Below are 21034 nucleotides of genomic sequence, written 5' to 3' on the forward strand. Positions count from 1 at the left end.
CGAACCCCGGTGGCCACCCGGTCCGATGTGGGGGCTGTCGGCATCCGTGCCCAGCCGTGGCCCCTACTGACCTGGCCGGAGGGACTGTGAACTTTGTGAATTGAAACCACCCGGGGCCTGGGGCACGATCATGAAACGCGCAGGACGAGGTGCCGAGGTAGAGGAGGACGCCAGGGTGTTTCACCGGATAGGCCGCAGAGCCAAGGAGCCGAGCGAAGCCCAGAGACAGTTCGCCGAGCTGCACGCGCAGCTGCAGGGCCAGGTCCCGCCCGGCTTCGGAGTGCCGGCGCCTGAGCCGGAGTCCGCCGAGCCGGCCGCCATGGTGGACGACTTCCTCCCGCCGGAACTGCGGGTGCCGAGTCACGACCAGGTCGACGGCAAGATGATGCCGTGGAAGCAGCCGCTCGTCCTCGACGGCGCGATGGTCGCCTGCGCCGAGTGCGGCGCGTACCGGGACTGGCTCATCCTCTCCACCCGCGGCGAAATCTGGCTGCGCTGCCGGGCCGGCCACCAGCAGCAGGAGACCCGCCTCGACGCCGCCTGGTACAACCGGCACTCCGGACCGGCGGACGCGACGCACGCCACGTTCGAGGACTGCCTGCGCCACCTCGGGCACTGACCACCACCCCTACGACCCCACCGGGCCCGCGGGCCCGCACTGACCACCCGTCACCCAGCACCAAGGGGTCAGTTCCGTCATGCGCGTTCGCGTCGCCACCACCGCACTCGGCATCACCGCCGCCCTCCTCGCCCTGCCCGTCTGCTCCAACGACACCGGGATCAAGCACCAGGCCCCCTCCTCCCGTACGGGAAAGCCAGCCGACGCCGTCCAGGAGACGGCCGCGCTCTCCTCGGCCGCGCTCACGTCCCGCCTGCTCGACCCAAGCGACCTCGGCAGCGGCTACCTGCCCAAGCCGGAGCATCCGGCCCAGCACGACGACGTCACCGTCATCGGCTGCCCGGCCCTCAGCAAGCTGGGCGGCGACGCAGCGACGGGCGGCACCCTCGCCTTCCCGCACAAGGCCAAGGCGGACTTCACCTACGGTGGCAGCTCCTCGGAGATCTCCGAGGAGCTCTACAGCGACAGCGCGAAGAAGCTCTCCGCCGGCATCGACCGGATCTTCGACGCCATGACCGGCTGCCCGGCGTATCAGGTTGTCGCGGGCGGCACCCCGGTCGATGTGGCCTCGCAGAAGCTGCCCGCATCCCACGCCGGCGGTGACGAGCAGTGGAGCCATCTTCTGACGTTCACCGCCGGGGGACGAAGCACCGTGGTCAAGCAGACCGCGATCCGCGACGGGAGCCTGTTGCTGGTCGTCTCCGGCTCCCCGGCCCTTGTCGACCGCCACCTCGACAAGGCCCTCGCCAAGGCCACGGCAACGAGCTGACCTGCGTGCACGTCACACTGCTGCCCCCGACCACCGCAGATCGGGGGCAGCAGCGCATTACCGGCTGACGCGTTGAGTGGCGCAAGCGGCTTGGCCTGATCCCCAGGCCCGGACCTGGCCGGGGACGATGAGAGCGATGACCATAAAGGCGCCGAGGCTGGGGTGCATTGCCGCCTCCCGCATCGTTCCATCGGCGGGCGGCAGTTCTTCCTGGCTTCGAAGCCAATGGCCGCTTCACCCGAGAAGCAAGAAAGTCCGGCACCCCCACTGGGAGGGTGCCGGACTGCGTTCGTCGGGAGTTGCGCGCGGGACGTCAGCTGGCCGGCGCGCGCAGGAGGCGCTCCTGAGTGGCCTCGGGCAGTACCCGCCGCAGGACCGGTGCGGTCGAGCTGAGGGAGGCGACGAAGGCGGCCACGAGATCGTGCGGGGCGCTGGCGGCGAACGATGCCGCCCACAGACACGGTGCGCCGAGCGCGGGCTCGGCCCACGCCTGCCATCCGGCCGGTCCCGTCTCGTCGTCCTCGGCGGACAGAGCGCGCGGGTTGGCGTCCTGGATGAGGGGCGGGACCTCGCCGAGGCTGATGTGCGAGGTGAACGTCGGGTCCGTCGCCGCCGCCTGGGGCTGGTCGATGTCGCGGAGCCATCCGTGGGCGGCGACCGCGTCAAGGACCAGATCAGGTCCGGCGAGCGGAACGGCAGGCTGGTCGCTTGCGTCGAGCGCGACGAGGAAGTCGACCAGCGCCTCGCCGGGGACGTCACGGGTGAAGTAGGCCGACCACTGCGCGAGTGGGCTGCTCTCCTCGGCGCGGGCGGAGATCTGCCAGGCGATCGGCAGCTCACCCAGGTGGAACGGCTCGTCCGCCAGGATCCACTGGGCCCAGCGCAAGGCGTCGGAGCTGATGTGCAGGACGGTGCTGCGCAGGACCTGGCGGTCCTCCGGCGCCTCGTCCGGCTCATGCCGTCCGCGGACGATCGTCAGGCTCGTCCAGCCCAGGCCGGCGAGCGCGTCGGCGACGACGTCGTAGAGGCGTCCATCGTCACCGGCCAGGTGCCGGGGGCCGACCCAGAACGCGGGCTGGCCGCTGCGCGGGGTGGACGAGTCGGGCGGGAAGTCGGGGTACAGGGGCGCCTCCAAGGGCTCGGTGCGGGTCTAGCTGCCGCCGGCGCGGCGGCGGGCGCGGCGCGCGGGTGCCTGGACCGGGCCCTGCCACGTCAGCTCGATGGCGACTTCCGGTGGCAGGTGGCCGAGCTGTGCGTCCTCGTCCCGTCCTTCGGCGAGGTAGACGACGCTCCGGCCGGTCTCGTCGACCGACTGCAGGACCTGCGCCAAGCGGTGCGCCATCGGGAAGAACGGGTTCATGGCCTGGCGGACCGGAGCACTCCGGTCGCAGCGGGACAACAGGTCGATGAGATCGCCGACGGTCATCTCCGGGGACGTCACGAACAGCCTCCTGGGGTGCGGGGAAAACGGGGCAGTGGAACGGGAGGGGCCGGCCTTCGGTACGGCCAGCACTCACCGAGCGGGCATTACGTGTCGGTGTCCGTACTGTCAGAGGCGGCGTGAGGTCTCCAGCACGCGCGCTACGGTCGCGGCGACGACGTCGGCCGGCGTCTCGGTGTCGAACGACAGGCGGTAGCCGCGGACCTTGGCGGTGCCGGTGACGGCGATCTTCCATCCCTCACCGTCCGTGCCGGGGCGGCCGAGCGGGAACCAGCCGAGGTAGAAGCGACCGTCCTTGGAGCTGACGTGCACGTCCGCGCGGTCGTCCACGATCAGGTGGAATTCCTCCGCGGAGAACTGGTCCATGACCAGCGTGGGCTGGCCGGGGCCGAGCTGCCATTCGCGAAGCCGCAGGGCTTCGACGGTGGTGGAGAAACCAGGGCCCGCGGGCACTACGGTCACAGGCAATAACCTTTCTGGCCTGGGGTTTCCTGTAAGGTCATCTACGTTGACATGCATTCGCGCACGTTGGCCAGTCTTTCCGCGATCTTTCCTGTCTGCCCCCGGCGAACTGTCCGCCGACATCGAACCCAGTCCGTGGAATTCCTTGACATCCAACGCAGTCGTAGCAGGTCATGACGTTGGTGAGCGGGGACGGCCTCAACAACGCCCTTGACAATCAAGTTAGTCGCCACAGGTCAGCGCGGGGCGGACGACTGGATTCGCTGTCCAAGGACACGAACTGCTGTCCTTTGTCATCCAATCGAGGCGTTTGACAACGAAAACAGTCGTTTCGGCTTATTTGACAGCGAACCTAGTCGTGCGGGGTGAGCACGCTGGGGGTGTTGGATGGCCGTACCGGCTGGGGCGGACGGGGCCGTGCCGTACGTCGAGGTGTCGTGCATGGATGGCCGGCGCGAGCGTCGACGGCGTCCGCTGTTGGACTGCGTGTCGGTCAGGTTCGAGGACGCAGTTCCGGTACGGCCGTTTCGGTGGCCGCCGGGTGGGCGCCATTTCCCGGGCTGGTACTGGGCGGCGACGACCGGGCAGCATGTCGGCTTCGAGTCGTGGCTGGAGCGGGACCATCTCGTGCTCATGGATTTCGATCCCGCCGTGGTGGGTATCGCGTCCCAGCCGTTCTGGCTGCACTGGCACGATGGTTCGCGTGAGCGTCGGCATGCTCCGGACTTCTTTGTGCGCCGGGCGGATGGCTCGGCCGTGGTCGTCGATGTCCGCGCCGACGATTGGATCGCGCCGCGCGATGCCGAAGCGTTCGAAGTGACGCGCCTGGCCTGCGCCGAGGCCGGGTGGGACTTCGAGCGGGTGGGGACGCCGGAGGCGGTGCTGCTGGCGAACGTGCGGTGGTTGTCGCGCTACCGTCATCCCCGCTGTCGGCAGGGTCCGGTCGCTGCCCGGCTGATGGACGTCTTCTCGCAACCGGGGCCGCTGATGCCCGGGGCCGATGCGGCAGGCGACCGGCTCGCGACGCTGCCCGTGCTGTTCCACCTGCTGTGGAGGCAGGAATTGTCCGCCGAGGGGATAGCGGTCGAACTGCTGGGCCCGCTCACGGTCGTGCGCCTGTCCAGTGAGAGTGCCGGATGAAGGAGAAGCGGCGACGGGTTCCGCCGACTGCCCGGATCGCAGAGTTCCCCAAGACGGCCGCTGACCAGGCTCGTTGGTGGGAGGACCACATCCTGGAGGTGCTGCACGGTCTGCCGTCGGATACACCCCAAGGAGCAGTGCCGCGACCGGAGTTCGACCCCAGGCGGCATTCACTGGCCGAACGCGAGCGAGCCAAGGCGGCCGAGCTGACGGCAGCTGGCCATCCGATGACGGCCAGCGGCATCAAGCAGCGGCGCCAGCGATATCACCGCGACGGGCTTGTCGGGCTGGCCGACGGCCGGTCGGCCAAGCAACTGCCGGCCTTCGGGCGGATCGCCCCAGCGGTGGTCGAAGCAATGCGGCAGGCGATCGCCGAGACAGCCGATGCCTCCTCAAGGACGGTCCGATTCACCATCTGGCGGACGAAGCAGATCCTGGCGTCCCGTGAGGAGGCCCATGACATCGAACTGCCTACGGAGCGCACGCTTTACCGGCTCTTCGACAAGTTGGCTGCCGGCACACACGCGACCGGCTCGGCGACCACTCGCCGCTCGCTGCATGCACGTCCGGCCGGCCCGTTCGGGGAAGTGCCGGCCATCGCGCCGGGCGAGTTGATGCAGATCGACTCCAGTCCGCTGGATGTCCTGGTGCGGCTGGACAACGGCATCGCGGAGAAGGTCGAGTTGACCGCACTCGTCGACATCGCCTCCAGGTCGATCACTGCGGCGGTCCTGCGGCCCACGACGAAGGCAGCCGACGCCTCCGCCCTCATGGCCCGCAGCATCACACCAGAGACAATGCGTCCGGGCTGGCCAGAGGCGCTGCGGATGTCCCGGTCGGCGCTGCCCCACGAGCGGCTGCTGGCCCTGGACGAGCGGCTGGAGCACGCGGCGGCAAGACCGGTGATCATTCCGGAGACGATCGTCTGCGACCACGGCAAGGTCTTCATCTCGCACAACTTCCGTGCCTCCTGTCGCTTCTTGGGCGTCACGCTGCAGCCGACACACAAGGCGTCCCCCTTCGAGAAGGGTGTGATCGAGAGGACCCTGGGTTCGGTGTCGACGCTGTTCGCGCAGTTTGTTGCCGGTTACACCGGCCGGTCGGTGGACCGTCGCGGTCGGCGCTTGGAGGACGGACCGTTGTGGTCGCTGCCCGAGCTGCAGGAACTGCTGGACGAGTGGATCGTCGCGGTCTGGCAGAACCGGCCGCATGACGCCCTGCGAGATCCCAGCGCTCCGAAGCGGGCCTACTCGCCGAACGAGAAGTACGCGATGCTGCTGGAGTCGTGCGGCTACGTTCCGGCTCCGTTGAGCGGTGAGGACTACATCGAGTTGCTGCCGGAAAGGTGGCAGGCGATCAACGCCTACGGGATCCGGATGAACCACCGCACCTACGACGGCCCGGAGTTGAACCCGCTGCGCCGTCAGCGCTCCGGGGTCGCGGAGAAGAAGGGTTTGTGGGAGGTCCACTACGACCCTTACGACGTCTCCCGGATCTGGGTACGCGACCGCCGCGGCGAGAGGGACCGGTGGATCACCGTGTTCTGGCGGCACCTGCACCGCGTCGGCGTCCCGTTCGGCGAACTGGCCTGGGACCACGCCCGTCAGCAGGCCCCGAGGAATGGGAACGAGGCACAGATCGCGGACGCGGCAGCCGCCTTGCTCAAACGCGCCCACGACGGCCCCCCGGACGAGGAGGGCCCTCCGGCGAAGCGGTCCCGGCGGGATCGCCGGATCGCCGCCCGCACCCGGGCGACCGCCCCAGGGCGGGAGCTTCCCGATCCGCCAGCCGACAGCGAGCCGATGGATGAGGGCAAGGACACCTCGTTGGCCGAGGTCGTCCGGCTGGGACTGTTCGACCCGTTGGCCGACCCCTGGAGGCGCTCGTGACCATCTCCAAGCCGGCGGCCCGCCGCCCCGTATTGCGGGAGGCTGACACCGAGGCCGGGCGGCAGCTGAACACCCTGGGCGGGTGGCGGAGGTTCATCGACGGGCCACCCGCACCCCCGGCTTTGTCGTCCCGGAGGGCTTGGCAGCGGATGTCGGTGTCCGAGCGGGGCCTCTACGACGAGGACCGCGTTGACCATCACGCCCGCATGCTCACGGTCGCCACCTCGTTCGTCGAGAAGACGGCGATCTGCGGCCGCCGGCTGGTCCTGCTCAACCGCCACGCGATCAGCGCCCGCCGCGGGCTGATCGTTTCCGGCCCTGCGGGAACCGGCAAGACCATTGCCATCACCCAGTTGGGGCGCTCCCACGAACTCCTTGACCGGGCCCGGCACCCACAGGTCACGGACCGCATCCCGGTCGTCTACGTCACCGTCCCGCCTGCCGCGACCGCCCGCATGATCGCGACCGAGTTCGCCCGCTTCCTGGGCCTGCCAGTGCGGGCACGTTCGAACATCACCGACATCATCGAGGCCGTGGTCGGTGTCTGCACCGACACCCGCACCGGGCTGGTGCTGGTCGACGAACTGCACAACATCTCACTCGCCAGTCGCCACGGCGCCGAAGTCGCCGACACTCTCAAGTACTTCTCCGAGCGCCTTGCCGCCACCTTCGTCTATGCCGGCATCGACATCGCCGAATCCGGCCTGCTGTCCGGGACACGGGGCGCCCAGATCGCCGGCCGCTTCACCCTGATCCCTTCCCGCCCCTTCCCCTACAACAGCGAATGGAAGGGCCTGGTCGCCGCCATGGAGGACACCCTGCGGCTGCACGACCACCGTCCCGGCACACTCACGGGCCTGGACCGCTTCCTGCACGACCAATCCGGCGGCATGATCGGGTCCCTCTCCCACGCCATCCGCGGAGCCGCGGTCGACGCCATCCTCACCGGCACCGAGAAGATCACCAAGAAGAGCCTCCAGGCCATTCCGCTCGACCACACCGCCCACACCACGGCGTCGCTGGCCACGAAGACCGCCACGTTCCGATGAACAGCGAGCTACCGCCCCGGTTCGCACCGCTGCCGGTCCGACTCCGTCCCTGCCTCGGAGAGTCCGCCAACTCCTACATCCGGCGTCTGGCTCGCGCCAACCATCTCAAGCCCAGCTTCCTGCACTGCTATCTCTGCGGCCCACCACAGTGGTTCGGCAAGCCGCTCCTCGAAAACCTCGCCACGGCCGCAGGGCACTCGCCCGAAGTACTCGAACGTGCCCTTGCTGACGCCGACGCCCTGGGCGGCACGAACAGACCACGCCGACGCCTCCCCAAGAAGAATCCCTTCACCCGGCGCCGGGGCTTGGCCCACCGCATCGCCCAAGAGGCCCTCAAAGGCACCCAGATCCGCACGCTCGCCAAGCGCTACAACCTCCGCTGCTGGGATGTCCGGTTCGCCCTGGAGATCCCACGCCTCACGACTGCAGAGGCAGGTCCGGTGACCGATCCCATCACAGGCGAACTCGCCGACCTGATCGAGAGCATGATCAGCAGAAGGCTCAACGGAAGGCAGATCTGGACCGAACTCCTGGACCACCACGACTACCTGATCACATACGACTCCATCCGCCACTACATCAGATACGCACGACGCCGAAGGCGCCCGGCATCAGGAGATAACTGTCAATAACCAGGACACCGGAAAATAAAGTAGTCACGCATACGTGGTGAACCTAGGGCAAATGAGCGTCGCGGTCACAAGGTACCGCCCTGGCGCGTAATCGTTCCTCAGAGCGATTAAGTCTTGACCTTCCATCTTCAGTGAGGCTTCAGTGATGCGCGCACCCACGCGTGTTGCGTGTCATCTGAAGGGAACTGTCATGCAGCAGTACCGAAAGAGACGCTGGTCAGTGATCGCAGCGACAACCGTGGCTTTCGCTGCGTTCGCTGGTGCGGCACCGGCTGGCGCCGTAACTGAGAGCCAGGACAGCAACAGCAGATCCGCTGTTGTTTCGGAATTAGCCCCTCTGATCCCGGAAACTACACCGGGCTCCGACGAACCTGCGAGGGAAACCGGCGCAAGCCGACTCTCCGCCACAAGCGAGATCTGCACAGCGTCCGATGAGAACGGCCGGGGCTCCTGCATCGAGTACAAAAATGCCGACACCATACCGGGCCTGCCCAGCGGCGAAGCCAACTCGAAACTCGCGGCAGTTCTCCGCCTCAGTGGTGCGAAGACGCCCAGGGCGTCGTGTATGCCACGCGCACTCAAGCCTGCCGCATCAACGGGGTCCTCTACTACACGTGGGTCGAGCGCAACGGCGTCCGGACTACTACAGGTGAGGCCAATCTCCTCCTCATCAACTACAGCTATGGCAGCACCAGCGAGTCCCGCATAGCCCATCAGCTCGACGTCACAGCCTTCAGCGGCTGGGGCGACGCGCTCAAGGGCTCCTACAGCGGCACGGCGCGAGTCGGCGCTTCCTGCACCAAGGAGAGCGGTTCATTCCCCGCCAAGCCGATCCAGCCGCTGAGCCAGTGGTACACGGGCGAGGCGTTCTACGACTCGACAGCAACAGCCGCCGGCGCCAAGGGCGACTGCTACACAGGGTGGAATCTGACCTTCACGAACCCGGGCTACACCTCGTCGACGTACGTTGTCCCCCTCTTCGCCGAGTTCCGGTGCGACAACAACACCGCCGGCAGGACCGATCCCGGCTGCGTGGTGGATTGGTACGCCTCGGCCGTCTACTACAGCCAGGCCACCAACCCTTCACTGGCCGCGCACGTCTCCCGTGCCCAAGCCTCGGGACTGCCCGGTGCGACCTTCGAGGCTCCTCTGACTCGCACCACGGATCCGGCCGTCAACCAGGCCAACCGAGACCTGGCATGCGGTGACGCACCCAGCGTCACCGGAAAATCATGTGACGAATACCCCGTCGCCAGCTCCAAGCAGGGACTCTCAGCCGGCGGCACACGCCGCACCTTCGATGGATGCGGGTTCCCTGCTATCCCGGCCGGGCAGGGCCCCACCGGGGTCAGCGTATGCATGATCACCGCCACGGAGAATAGCTCGCAGGGCGGACTCCACTCGGCCCTGTATCGGTCTGAACGCGTCCTTCAAGACGACCCGTTCCGTGTAATTGTGATCCCCTAACTCCGCAGGCGGCGCGTTATGTAACGCACCAAGGCGCCGGGAGCGGAGCGGCCTCTTCCCGGCCGTCCCGGCGCCACACACGGGCACAACCGGCTCCAGCAAAGCTAACCTGACGCGGAAGGAGGATCCATGAACACCCCCTGGCACGACGTCTTCGTATCGGAAGGCACCTTCGGGCTGCTCGATAACGGGGATATCCCAGTACATTCCGCTGACTGGTCCAACGGTCTCATCGCACCGATGCTGCAAGGTGGCGCCCTAGTTCGCACAGGCATCCAGACGGGATACGTCCGCGTATGCGCCCGCACCGAGAGGGAACCAGCCGAAGACATCGACGAGTCACGGCCCTGGGAAGAGATCGTGGAGGCAACCGTCACCGCTCCCCACAATCTTCTCCGGCTCGAATCCCTGGACTTCGGACCCCCTGCCCCGGGCACTCTCCTGACGACTGCGGATTGTTTCCAGTACCGCGTCCGAGTCCACGCCATAGGAAGGTCCGTCGCCCAGAGTAAGACCACTCCAGTACCCCCGGAGGAGTATCTGCTGTTGGCATGGCCCTCCGAGCCAGCTCCCACTCACACCCTGCGCACGAGTAGCCGCCTCGAAGAGGAGGAACAAGCCGAGGCTGCCAACCCCCATCCTCCACGCCTGGCTCCGGACGAACCGAGTGAGGCGACAGCAGAGCGAGAGATCCGTGCTCAACTCGACGACGCACTGCGTAGGAGTCGCAAGAAGCAGTAGCGGAGTGGCGGCTTCGCGCAGTCCGCCCCGGATCCCACCGCCCGCTCGAAAACGTCCATGTTCACCCCTAATCTCTGCTCGACGAGTGCCTCCCTCCGCGCGAATGAGCAGCAGCGCGTCAGCGCCGACTTCACCGCCTACCGAGCGCCTTCCTCGCACGTCCTTGGGCGTCCCCAGGTACGGCGCCTCACGCAGCGCCTGTGCGACCTTTACGTCGATGATTTCATTGACATTCAACTCAGTCGGGCCAGGTCAGCGCGCTGTGAACGACTAACTTCGCTGTCAAAGGACAACTGCCGTCCTGTCGCTTCGAAGGTGAGCGTTCCCTCACCAAACACCGAACCCGTTTACAGCTGGCGGCGCCGCAGGGGCAGCCACGCTCTCCGGGCCGGCGCCTCGTAGGCGCCAACCTTGAGAGCGGTTCTGGCCACCTTCAAGAACAGGTTGTGCTGGCTGTGGTACGCGCCGGAGAGCCTGGTCCGAGCCGCCATCTGTTGGCCCCGGTCTCTTCCTGCTGTGCCAAGCCAGACTGGTTCTGGGGCATGGTCGTAGAGGAGAGACTGCTGAAGCGCAGTGGCCGTATCGACTACGTCCATGGGAGCGCGGAGTTCGAGTGCGGCGAAGGCCCGCTTCAACCGTTGCGAGTCCAGCTCCCGGGCCCGGCGCTCCATCTCGTCCCAGCGTTCATGGAACGCGTCCTCATACATGGCTTGATAGTCCTGGTAGAGCTGCTCGGCCTGGAGGAGGAACTCTGCGCAGAGGGTGGGCAGGAGTTCCCTGATCCAGGGGGCGTCGGCTTGGTATCGGGCCGCACTGGCCTGACTGCGTCCGGCTATGGCTGTACCACCGGCGCCTAGGAGTGCTCCGCCGAACGCCGCTCCCGCAGCCATCAAGCCGAGTAGGAACTCGCCGTTCACATGCCCTCCAACTTGTCACGAAGGCCCGGAAGTTACCACGGATGAACATGCCGATCATTTGTGTTTCGGCAGATGCGCGTTACCGCCTTAATCCGGCGATGTCGAATGCGTCATGAATTGCGAACGCCCGCGATATCACGCTTCGGCACCGCGAAGTTGCCGAAGATGGAGTGTGGTCGAGGCGCCCGTTGTCCGACGGGGTAGAAGCCTGTGACGTGATAGCGGATCTGGTTGTGCCAGATGTTGAAGTCCATGACCCAGGACTCGGCCCGGTCATCCACGACGATCAGTGCCGGGTGGGTGCCGGCAGTGGGCCGGTGCAAGGGTAGGGCCACGGGAACCGGGCATTCACCGAATACGGAGTCGGCGTGGAAGGCCCTGGCTGTCACCATGTGTTCCGCGCGTGCACCGGTCGCGTGGTATTCGGCCGGCACCTGCTGGAGGAGACCGTCCAGCTCGATCACGACGGTGCGGTAGTGCATTCCCGTCCATCCGTGGAGTGGCTGCCAGGTCACTGGGTCACGGCCGGGCGCGAGGTGAGCGGCGTGTCGTAGCGCATCCAGGAACGCATGGCAGCAGCGGTATGGAGCCTGCCGGAACCGAGAGCGCGGTATCCGTCAAAGATCCAGCCGGTCACCTCCAGGAAGGTGCCACATCCCGTGCTGATGTCCAGTTCCGTGTTGAGGAAGGCGGGCCGCTTGGCCACAGCGAAGCCCTGCCAGGCGCGGTCCCAGCGGAACAGCGTCCCGAACTCCGGGTCGTCCCAGACCAGGAGGCGGTTGCGCGCGTGGGCGGCTCGGCAGTCGAGGATCCACAGGTCTGTGTGGGCCTCCCGGCCGGCGACTTCCACCGGGGCGAGCGGATGGGCCTGGATCTCTGCCCGCTTGCCACAGCGCAGCAGGCAGTCCGCTCTGCGGTTCCCGAGCGGGATTTCGGTGGCCACACCCCAGTCCTTGACTTCTTTGTGCCATGTGGACTCGGTCACAGGGCGCCCGCGTACCGGAGGAGCTCGGCGTCTTCGTCGTCCAGGCCAAGGGCCTGGGCTCCGACCTCGGCAAGGTAGTCGGCGAGGTTGAAGATGCCGGGGATGCTGTCGATGCCGACGACGAGCCGGTCGTAGCGCTTGAACAGGGCGAGGATGCGGTTTCCGCGGGCCCTGTGCTCCTTGGCTCCTAGGGCGGATTCCTTGGCCGCTCTATCGAGCCGGTCCGCTTCCATGAAGTCGCGCTCGGCAAGAGGAGGCAGGACTTCCATGATGCGGTCGAGGTCTTCCAGCACGAGTTGCTGGGCCGACTTCTCCGTCAGTTCGCCGCCCTCACCGATCAGAACCTTCGCCACGACCCTTTCGTCGTCGGATCCAGCACTGTGCGGGCCGGGAACCACATTGTCGCCAGGACCCGATGCTCCGGTCCCGCAGTTCGGACCCGTGACGGTGGTGCCGCCCTGTGTGGGTCCGGCCGGACCAGCGAGAGCGGCGATGCGAAGTTCCTTGCAGACCTTGTTGAACGAGGTGGTGCACATCGATTTCACGGCGCGGTCAAACACCGGACGGTATTCCGTAGAGAGCACGTTGATCTTCGACCCGACGACGCTTTGCATCCGGGCGAGCTGCTCGACTTCGCTCCCACCCTGGCGGATGCACCGCAGTGCCTCCCGGTCGAGGACGTCGCGTACGGCGTTGGGGTAGCGGCCGGCGGCATTGGGGATAGACACGGGTTTCTACTTTCCGGAGAGGAGTCGGATCGTGCGGGGGCGCTTGTCCAGGACGCGGCCGGCCCAGGAGGTGACCGAGTCACGGATGGATTCGACGGACTGCCACACGTCGGGGTCGTCGACGTCTGCGAAATCGTCGGGACCCAGCAGGAGGATCTCTCTGCACTTGTGGGCGAGGCCGAAGTAGCGGATGGTCCAGGCGGCACGCGGATCGCGTGCGTCGTCGCCGATCAGCTCGTTGACCAGTTCTTGGTCCGGATCCGACACGGGGCGCATCTGCTCGCGCACGTACCGGGCGATCTCCTGGTCCTGGAGGACGTCACGCACGGTCGGCTCCCGCAGGATGGACAGGACGGCTTCCGGGTTTTTGGTCAGTTCCGCGACGACGGCCTCCCGCACGCCTGCACGGCCGAGCTGAGCGACGATCTCGCCCGGCGTCTCCATGCCGCAGGACGCTCCGTCCGCCAGGCCCAGGGCCCGGCAGTACTCCCCGGCGTCGAGTACGGCCGGCCATCCCGCCCGCTCGGCGCCGGCGAGCCGCCCGAGAAGCAGTCCGATACGACGCGCGCGCTCGGCCGGGTCGGTTACGCAGGCTGCGACCACGCACTTCCACGGCACGTGGACGGACGACGTGGCGAGACGTTCACGAAGTTCCGCGCCCGCCAACACCGTGACGCGCTGGTATCGCTCAAGCGTGTCGGCGGCATAGCCGAGTTGGCGTGCCAGCGGTTCCAGAGCGCTGCTCACCGCCAGGCTGGACTGCTCGGCGATCTCGGCGCACACGTCGCCGAGTCCGAAGCGCGCCGCAAGCTGCACCCGCGTCGCCTGGACGTCCTGCTCCGCGAACCCTCTCGCACGTTTGAGCTGATCGTCGGTGTAGCCGGGTTCTGCGCTAGCGCCCGGCTCGATCCACACGTTCTCCATGGCCGAGGACGGTAGAAGTCCGAGCCGTCGGAAATGGACGCGAGCCACTCGAACAGCCGCGCAGAAAACGGGTCGACGACCAAGATCTCAAAAATGTGCCCTAAGGCCGATCACCCCCGGAGTCCGGTTTGACCCGACCCAGCCGGCGGCCTGAATCTGCCCCGCGTGACAATCCGATCGTCAGGAGAGGCAATGCTCAGCGCAGAGGAGCGGCAGGAGGTGAGCGCGGGGTACCCGTCGTTCGTCAATGGAATCCCGGAGCGCGACTGGCCCCATCTCCGGCTCGGCGAGGAAGACCAGCGGCTGATCCAGGGCAAGCGCGGCGAGCACAATCGTCTCGGCCTCGCCGTGCAGCTGACGGTTCTGCGCTTGCTGGGCCGTTTCCAGACCGACATGGAGAGGATCCCCAAGGACCTGGTGCTGCGCGTGGGCGAGCAACTCGGCATCTCCGACCCGCTCGCCAAGATCATCCTGTACGGGGAGAACGGCGACACCGTTCGAGACCACGTACGAGAGATCAGACGGGAACACGGCTGGGCTTCCTTCCCGGAGGGCGAGGCCCAGCTCGTGGCCTGGCTGGAAGACCGGCTGAAGTACTCCACGGACGGCCCGAAGGCGATGACACTCCAGGCCCTGATCTGGCTCCGCGAGCAGCGCGTGCTGCTCCCCCGATACTCGACTCTGCGCGACCTGGTGACGCTCTGCCGCAGCAGAGCCGAAGACGCAGTGTCGAAGGAACTCGTCTCCAAATTGAACCCTCACCAGGTCGGCACCATCGACTGGTTGATGGAGGTCCCCCCCGACGAGCGCACCAGTCGTCTGGACGGGCTGCGCCGCGGTGTCGGCGTGCCCTCCTGGGCGAACTTCGAGAAGGCGCTGCAACGCGCGGACGATATCCGCGCTCTCGGGTTCGTTGATGTGGATGTCTCGTCCGTCCCCGACCGCAAGCTGGCGCAGCTGGCCGATCACGCCTTGACCGAGCGGGTACCGCGCCTGAAGGAGCAGACCGGCAAGCGGGCTGCGGTACTTGCGGCCGTCAAGCGCCTGGAGACGAGCGCCCTGGACGATGCCATCGACATGCTCGACAAGCTGATCACCGAGGGCTTCATCGCCAAACCCAAGAGGTGGGCCGACAAGGCCCTGGTCGACGCCTACCCGACGTTCGCCCCGGACGGCACCCTGACCGGACAGGCACTGCTCGCCGTCCTGGAATCCGTGGCGGAGAGCATCGATCACGACAGCGGTGAGATCACCGACCCAGTCACCGACACGGACTCCACGCGCACCGTGCTGGAGACGGTCGCCGACCGGGACACTCTCCTGCGGGCGGCCAAGAACCTCCTAGAGTACATGCCAGCCCGGGACTCCGACACTCACGAGGTCCGTCGCGCCAAGGCGCTGGAACGGTTCCGAGACGTACGAACGCTCGTACCCGTCCTTGTCGACAAGGTCCGCTTCGGCGCACGTCCCGCGGGCCAGGCCGCACTTAACGCGCTCCACGCCTTGCCGTTGCTTCTGGATCGTGAGGACGTCCAGCTCGAAGACATCGACACCACCTTGTTGGAAGGCTCCTGGAGACGCCTTGTCGTAGGTGAACCGGAACAGTCCGACGGCCCGGTGAACCTGTCGGCATACGCCCTGTGTGTGGTGAAGACCTTCCACCGGCATCTGTGCAAACGAGAGATCTTCGTTCAGGGCTGTTCCCGCTGGGGAGACCTCCTTGCGCGCCTCCTGTCAGGCGAGGTCTGGGCACGGGCCCGGCCCAGCCTGCTCACCAGCTTGGATCTGCCCGAAGACCCCAGCGCCTACCTCGACCGCGCTGCCACCAGCCTGCACGCCGAGCTCGTTACAGTCGCCTCCCGCATGCCCGAAGGCGCTCACATCGCGCTCGGCAACGGCGACTTGGCCTTGCCCAAGGGGCGGCCACCGCGTCCATCGAGCCTGAGCCGGCAAGTGGCGAAGATGCTCCCCAAGGTAGAGCTGCCCCAAGTGGTGCTGGACGTGCTGATCCGGACCGGCGCGATCGCCGCGTTCACCACCCGCAACGGCAACCCCTCCCCCTACCCGGAATTCGAGCTGTCCGTAGCCGCCGTGATGGTCGCGTACGGCTGCAACATCGGCCTCGAAGCCGTCGCGAACGAAGAAAAAGACGCCCTCAAACTCGACCGCCTCACCAGCATCAGCCGCGAATACTTCCGCCCCGATGTGATCGAGGCGTGCACCACCCTCATGCTCGGCGCAGAGAATGACGCACTCACCACCCTGCAGCTGGACGGGGAGCGCCTCGCCTCCGTGGACGGCCACAGCTTCGTCATCCCCACCCCAAAGCCCGGCCTGCTCATCGCACCCGAAGGCAATTCCGAGGTCACCTGGCTCACCATGCTGACCGAGCAGGCCATCCAACTGTCCGGGCGCATGGTCAGCGGCCGACCCAGCGCCGCGCTGGAAGCGCTGAACACCCTTACGACCTACCGGGACCAGACCAACGTCCCGGACAGCCGACACCCCCAAGCCATCGTCGCCGAAGCCGGAACACACGAGGACCTCGTCTTCGGCCTTCTGACCCTCTCCGGCTACTCCTACCAGCCCGCCCCGCACCAGATCAACGACACCAGGCTCTGGCGCATCGACAGGTCAGCGGACTACGGACCTCTCCAAAGCGCAACACGCCGGCAGATCGACCTATCCCAGATCGCCGCGCACTGGGAAGACATCCTGCGGGTGATCGGCTCAATCCACCACGGAGCCATCAGCGCACACGACGCCCTTCGGATCGTGACCCACAACGGCCAGCCCACCGGCCTCGGATCAGCGATCGTCTCCTTCGGCCGCATCGCCAAAACACGCCACCTGCTCCGTCTCTACGACAACCCCGAGTATCGGCACGGGATCGAAGCACAGAGCAGGCTGCACAAGGAACGTTCCGACCTCGCCAGGCGCATCTGCCACGGCATCGACGGCCCCTTCCCGGACTACTACCCCGGTCTGGAAAACCGGCTCGGCGTTCTCGGTCTCGTCCTCAACACCGTGGCCCTCTTCAACACGGTCTACATCCAGAAGATCGTCGAGAAAATGCGCGCCCAGGGCCAGGCCATCTCCCACAGCGACCTCCGCCAGCTCTCGCGGATGATGTACAGCCACATCAACATGCGCGGCCGATTCCACTTCGAACCGCCCACCGACACCATGTTCGAGATCCCCGACCTCGAACCGGACCCCACCTGAAAACGGCAGATCACCTCCGCAGGCGGAGCCGTCCCTGAGAACCACTGAACAGCGACCCCTCCACCTCACACCGAAGCCGGTGCCTCACCCGAGGTACCGGCTTCCCCCTTGCCCACCAACGCCCACCGTCTCCGCCCCAGGATGACCACCTCACTCCCCGACGCCGCGTCAACTTCGACGAGACCGAAGCCAAAGAACCTCTCAGCGCCTGTCCAACCCGATCAGACGGGTGCCCTGAACAGGCACGACACCCCTTAACCCACATTTTTGAGATCTTGGTCGCCGAGCGGCTGGGGCATCAGCCGCCCCAGCCGCTACGCAGGAGCGGTCACAACCTGTGAGGTGGCCAGTTGACCCTCAGGGCTGGCCTCGTGGACGAGTGCTTCATCCATCGGTGAAAGGGGACGTCCACTCAGGTGACGGCCTGGCCGTCCTCCTGCGCGTCGCAGGCCGGCCCCACTACAACCCAGTGAGTGATCAAGAACCTGTTACGCGTCCTGTCCACGCTCGCTCTGCCCGTTCTGTCAGAACGCCGGCATCTCCTGTAGGGCACCTGGCAGTTCCGTGATGCCGCTCTGGGGATACCAGGCCAGGGACCAGCGCAGCACGACACCGCAGCGAAGACGCCACTCGTCGCAGAGCGGGGACAGGACGTCGCGGCAGAAGTCTTCACGGAGTCGGCGGACGTTCATGCCCTCCGGTTCGGAGGTGAAGCGGATGCCGCATCCCACAGGGCCGCCGAAGCCGAGGGCGTCGGTGAGGATCGCAGCGGCAGCGTTTGATGTTGCCGGTGCCGTTTGTAGCCCCAGCCGAAGTCGCCGGGCTCGGCCAAGTTCGTGGAGCACCATCAGGCTCCTGCGCCGGGTGGGACCAGACTCGGGTGTCTCGACGAAGATCCGGGTGGACTGCCACTCTTTCTCGTCCCCCGTAGATGGCGGCGACAGCTCCGTTGAGCAGGCATTCCGCCCGTGAGCGCTGGGCAGACGGTCTCGGGTACCGGCACTCCGCCGCCGAATGGGACGACAACGCATCCGCCGGACTACCCGACCGCGTGTCACTCCGCCAACTGCTTTGTCCCATTGCCTCCAACGGGACAAAGCAGCGGTGGACTGCGCTTCCGGCGGGAACGCCGCTACGCGATGATCGCCGTACCGCCGAGACTCTTGCTGACGGTCGTCACTCTCAGGTGTGACGGAGCTCTGGCCGGTCCTGCAATCCCTGCTCCGATGGCCCTTGAGGCCGCCGCGACGGCCATCTTCCGGCGCACTGGCTGCGGGGATCGGACCGGCGGCACAGAACCGGACGGCCGGGTGTTCTGCGTGCAGACGAGGCAGGACGTGGACATCCCCTTGATCACCCGGATCAGCTTGGTGACGTCATGGCCGTCCGATTGCGGGCGGGCGGGGGTGATCCGCCGGACCTCCTGCCCGTCGGGGGTGCGCTCGGGGTCCGAGTGGAAGAACACCGGACGGCCGTCCGCAAACACGACTTCGGAGACCCGGCGACGTGTCACGATCGCGGGTCTGCCGCCCAGCCGCTGCTCCTCGGCCCGGTCCCACGCCTGTTCCCACTCGCGCAGCGCCATCCCCTTCGCCCCGCAGGCGATGGCAAACTCCCTGACGAACTGCCGGGTGGGGCGTCCGCCCTCCTGGCGGAGGAAGCGCCCGACGGTGGCGTGGGCCAGGACGCCGTCGCTTGCCGCCTCCAGTTCGCGGTACGGCCGCGAGCCGTCCTTCCGGTAGAGGTCGGCCAGCGCTGCGTGCAGTTCCGCGAAGTTCCGCACGTACCGGGGATGCGGAACGGGCTCCTCGCAGCCGCGGACAGCCCGGTAGCGGGCGCGTTTCCACAGCCGCTCAGCCTCTCCGGGGTCGGCGCCGCACCCTGCAGCGTAGGCCCGGACCGTCTTCAGCTTCGGCATCTGCTCACCGGACGCGGCCCGGATCAGCGTCGAGGCGCTGCACCCGGATCGCGCGGCGAGCTCCCTGTAGTTCAGACCCGCGCGGCTGCGGTGATCGCGCAGGCAGCGGACCAGTTTCTCCAGTTCCCGGTCGCACGGGGCGATGGGGTTCTCCCGTCGTCCCATCGCTCAGCCCTCCACCGCGGCCTGCTTGCCGGAGCGCGCCCGGCGGACCAGGCGCACGCCCGTGTCCGTCGCCTCGGCGAGCAGGACCAGGACGGACAAGGCCGGCATCCCCGCGAGGGCGAGCAGCACGGCCAGGACCAAGACGACCACAACGACGGTCGCCTCAGGACCGGTCAGCGGCCGGTCGCCGGGCACCACGCAGGCGGCATGGACGGTGTGAGACATAGTTTTCTCCCGTTCGGTGTCTGTTCGGGCTCCCCAACTGGCCTCTGCGCACGAGCGGTTGCCGTCGCCCACACGAGTGACCTTCCACGATGTTGACGCACCCCCGGGGGTACGAAGACCCGTTCTCTACCTACGCCGGGGTATAGGACCACCCCTGTCTCAGACTGGGCGCTGTGGATCCAGAACCTCGCACACCCGGATTTCGCAGGTCAGCGCCGTGACTCTGCCGGCGTTGCACCGCAGCCGTCTCAATCAAGGTTGTGCCACGTGCGCGTACGAGGTGATTCTTGGTGTCGCCTCAAGTGCCAAGCACTCAGGCATCCCGTCGGTCTGTGGGCTCCCCCTTCGACTTCGGGACATCGTCGTGGTCGGCCACGTTGCCGCGAGGGCCCCCGCGACTGTCGGCTCGTTCACCCGCCGACACAGCGCCGAGGGGCCGGTGGAATCGCCACCGGCTCCTCGCCTCACTCACCAGGCCCCAGTCTCATTCACCAGATCACAGGTGGTCGGACCTATTGGACCTAACAGGTCCGATTCTTGCGGGTCATGCGCCGAAGCGGGGCACCTCGTCGTCGGACTGGCCGATCGAGCGCCACCTCCGCTGATCGGACGAGAGTTCCTGTTATCTCGGGTGTCGAGCGGGCGACAGACGTGTTGACCGAACTAACTCACGAGTTCTCGCAGGCCAGACGAGGATTCTGCTAGCTTCCCAGCATGCCCGGTGAATAGCGCCCCGACAGGGATCGAAGCATTTCGTGCTGCCTAAGTTAGTTCAGCCGATTCGCCACGCTTCGATCAGAACCGCGACTACAGGATCCGCCTCCTGCCAAGTCACCCATGCACGTTCGGCCTGGTCACGCTGATCGGCTCGAACGGCCTCATATCTGGCATGGTGGTTCATGAGGAGTTGATCCATGGCCTTCCAGATGCGATGCAGATGCAGGCCCAAGTCAATCAGGAGTTCAGCGCTGACATATGGCCACTGCTTCCGGGGAAGATCCATCATTTGCAGCAAGCCGATACCCTTCGGAGCAGGGTGTCCGCCGGTGGAGCAGTGATTCCAGTACTCCTCGTTTGAGAACTTCCCGGTCAGCTTCCGCATTCTTGCCGGCGCGAACATCGAACGGACCTGCTCAGGCGTACTTTCGAACCACCCGCGAGCATGGTCTAGGTCCTCGCTGAACAGTGCCAGCAGGTACTCACACTCGATGAGTTGACGGATCACTGCACCTACTGCGTAATACCGCTCCTTCTCAGCCATCGCGACTGCGGCATCAGCCAGTTCGGTGCTCATGCATACGACCGTGGACACCGCACGGAACGCTGAGTAACTCACCTCATCGGGTGTCGGTCGCAGCTTGGTGTCTGCGAGCTTGCCAGCCCCCAGCCAAGAGTCGACGGCAAGCCAGCTCTCGATGTTGACCATGGCGTCCAAGGTCGTGGATACGTACTGGTGCCGAGCGGCCCGATGGGCTTCATCCACTAGAGCGCGGCGCATCGCGGCGCGGGCTTCCTCGCTCAACTCGCCAGGTCCCATGGCGCGACTCTAGCCACTGCAGCGCACTCCCGACCGAGCGAACGGCCATGCCGGAGCACGGTCGCATAACCCGGTCGAGGCCGAGATCTTGTATTCCAGAGAAGTCATGTGTGGCATGTGTCCCTCAATGCTCCGTGCCTGACGGATATCAACGGGTTGTTCAGGCACGTACGGCATCTTCGCAGTTTGGGAACCTCCCCG

The 21034-nt window shown here is 66.6% G+C and carries 21 protein-coding genes; 9 read left to right on the forward strand and 12 right to left on the reverse strand.

The genetic code is table 11. The features are described from left to right. The first annotated feature begins 175 nt into the window (after positions 1–175). Together OG241_RS06800 and OG241_RS06805 are read left to right on the forward strand one after the other, a co-directional pair. On the forward strand, positions 176–619 hold the full coding sequence (locus OG241_RS06800; protein ID WP_405814280.1) for a hypothetical protein: 444 nt from the start codon (positions 176–178) through the stop codon (positions 617–619). 79 nt (positions 620–698) lie between these two features. Next, positions 699–1388: a hypothetical protein gene (locus OG241_RS06805; protein WP_405814281.1), complete on the forward strand. Its 690-nt coding sequence runs from the start codon at positions 699–701 to the stop codon at positions 1386–1388. A gap of 313 nt (positions 1389–1701) precedes the next feature. Here OG241_RS06805 and OG241_RS06810 read toward each other — a convergent pair whose 3' ends face one another. From OG241_RS06810 to OG241_RS06820, 3 genes are all read right to left on the reverse strand, one after another. Further along, a complete protein-coding gene (locus OG241_RS06810; RefSeq protein WP_405814283.1) occupies positions 1702–2523 on the reverse strand; it encodes a DUF317 domain-containing protein in 822 nt (273 codons plus the stop codon). Positions 2524–2538: 15 nt separating this feature from the next. Then, positions 2539–2829, reverse strand: coding sequence for a hypothetical protein (locus OG241_RS06815; RefSeq protein ID WP_405814284.1), 291 nt, complete (start codon positions 2827–2829; stop codon positions 2539–2541). Positions 2830–2937: 108 nt separating this feature from the next. Continuing rightward, a complete protein-coding gene (locus OG241_RS06820; RefSeq protein WP_405814285.1) occupies positions 2938–3291 on the reverse strand; it encodes a DUF317 domain-containing protein in 354 nt (117 codons plus the stop codon). A 387-nt stretch (positions 3292–3678) separates the two neighbouring features. Between OG241_RS06820 and OG241_RS06825 the strand changes: the two genes are divergently transcribed. The 6 genes from OG241_RS06825 to OG241_RS06850 all read left to right on the forward strand — a co-directional run bounded on the left by OG241_RS06825 (position 3679) and on the right by OG241_RS06850 (position 10209). Beyond that, a complete protein-coding gene (locus OG241_RS06825; RefSeq protein ID WP_405814286.1) occupies positions 3679–4431 on the forward strand; it encodes a TnsA-like heteromeric transposase endonuclease subunit in 753 nt (250 codons plus the stop codon). Next, complete coding sequence (locus tag OG241_RS06830) at positions 4428–6320, forward strand: Mu transposase C-terminal domain-containing protein (protein WP_405814287.1); 1893 nt, start codon at positions 4428–4430, stop codon at positions 6318–6320. The genes OG241_RS06825 and OG241_RS06830 overlap by 4 nt, the downstream gene beginning before the upstream one ends. After that, entirely contained in the window at positions 6317–7369 is a 1053-nt protein-coding gene (locus tag OG241_RS06835; protein ID WP_405814288.1) for a TniB family NTP-binding protein, read from the forward strand. The genes OG241_RS06830 and OG241_RS06835 overlap by 4 nt, the downstream gene beginning before the upstream one ends. Continuing rightward, positions 7366–8001 carry a TniQ family protein gene (locus OG241_RS06840; RefSeq protein ID WP_405814289.1) on the forward strand — a complete coding sequence of 212 codons (636 nt, stop codon included), beginning with the start codon at positions 7366–7368 and terminating at the stop codon, positions 7999–8001. The genes OG241_RS06835 and OG241_RS06840 overlap by 4 nt, the downstream gene beginning before the upstream one ends. Positions 8002–8562: 561 nt before the next feature. Beyond that, positions 8563–9468: a hypothetical protein gene (locus OG241_RS06845; RefSeq protein ID WP_405814290.1), complete on the forward strand. Its 906-nt coding sequence runs from the start codon at positions 8563–8565 to the stop codon at positions 9466–9468. Between the two features lie 129 nt (positions 9469–9597). Continuing rightward, positions 9598–10209 carry a hypothetical protein gene (locus tag OG241_RS06850; protein WP_405814291.1) on the forward strand — a complete coding sequence of 204 codons (612 nt, stop codon included), beginning with the start codon at positions 9598–9600 and terminating at the stop codon, positions 10207–10209. A 347-nt stretch (positions 10210–10556) separates the two neighbouring features. On the opposite strand, the gene OG241_RS06855 is transcribed toward OG241_RS06850, so the two are convergent. The 5 genes from OG241_RS06855 to OG241_RS06875 all read right to left on the reverse strand — a co-directional run bounded on the left by OG241_RS06855 (position 10557) and on the right by OG241_RS06875 (position 13763). Then, positions 10557–11126, reverse strand: a complete 570-nt coding sequence (locus OG241_RS06855; protein ID WP_405814292.1) for a hypothetical protein — start codon at positions 11124–11126, stop codon at positions 10557–10559. A gap of 110 nt (positions 11127–11236) precedes the next feature. Beyond that, positions 11237–11608 (reverse strand): hypothetical protein, encoded by a 372-nt coding sequence (locus tag OG241_RS06860; RefSeq protein WP_405814293.1) that lies wholly within the window; start codon positions 11606–11608, stop codon positions 11237–11239. Between the two features lie 29 nt (positions 11609–11637). After that, on the reverse strand, positions 11638–12069 hold the full coding sequence (locus OG241_RS06865) for a hypothetical protein (protein ID WP_405814294.1): 432 nt from the start codon (positions 12067–12069) through the stop codon (positions 11638–11640). 38 nt (positions 12070–12107) lie between these two features. Then, positions 12108–12839 carry a hypothetical protein gene (locus OG241_RS06870; RefSeq protein ID WP_405814295.1) on the reverse strand — a complete coding sequence of 244 codons (732 nt, stop codon included), beginning with the start codon at positions 12837–12839 and terminating at the stop codon, positions 12108–12110. Between the two features lie 6 nt (positions 12840–12845). Continuing rightward, complete coding sequence (locus OG241_RS06875) at positions 12846–13763, reverse strand: hypothetical protein (RefSeq protein ID WP_405814296.1); 918 nt, start codon at positions 13761–13763, stop codon at positions 12846–12848. A 192-nt stretch (positions 13764–13955) separates the two neighbouring features. Between OG241_RS06875 and OG241_RS06880 the strand changes: the two genes are divergently transcribed. Next, positions 13956–16988 (forward strand): Tn3 family transposase, encoded by a 3033-nt coding sequence (locus OG241_RS06880; protein WP_405814297.1) that lies wholly within the window; start codon positions 13956–13958, stop codon positions 16986–16988. Positions 16989–17512: 524 nt separating this feature from the next. Here OG241_RS06880 and OG241_RS06885 read toward each other — a convergent pair. From OG241_RS06885 to OG241_RS06900, 4 genes are all read right to left on the reverse strand, one after another. Then, positions 17513–17836 carry a hypothetical protein gene (locus OG241_RS06885; protein WP_405814298.1) on the reverse strand — a complete coding sequence of 108 codons (324 nt, stop codon included), beginning with the start codon at positions 17834–17836 and terminating at the stop codon, positions 17513–17515. A gap of 284 nt (positions 17837–18120) precedes the next feature. Further along, positions 18121–19071: a helix-turn-helix domain-containing protein gene (locus OG241_RS06890; protein WP_405814299.1), complete on the reverse strand. Its 951-nt coding sequence runs from the start codon at positions 19069–19071 to the stop codon at positions 18121–18123. A gap of 3 nt (positions 19072–19074) precedes the next feature. Continuing rightward, positions 19075–19296: a hypothetical protein gene (locus OG241_RS06895; RefSeq protein ID WP_405814300.1), complete on the reverse strand. Its 222-nt coding sequence runs from the start codon at positions 19294–19296 to the stop codon at positions 19075–19077. Between the two features lie 772 nt (positions 19297–20068). Continuing rightward, entirely contained in the window at positions 20069–20833 is a 765-nt protein-coding gene (locus OG241_RS06900) for a hypothetical protein (protein WP_405814302.1), read from the reverse strand. Positions 20834–21034: the final 201 nt, after the last annotated feature.

It is taken from the genome of Streptomyces sp. NBC_01390, from assembly GCF_045040105.1.
In the GTDB taxonomy this organism is placed as follows: Bacteria; Actinomycetota; Actinomycetes; order Streptomycetales; family Streptomycetaceae; genus Streptomyces.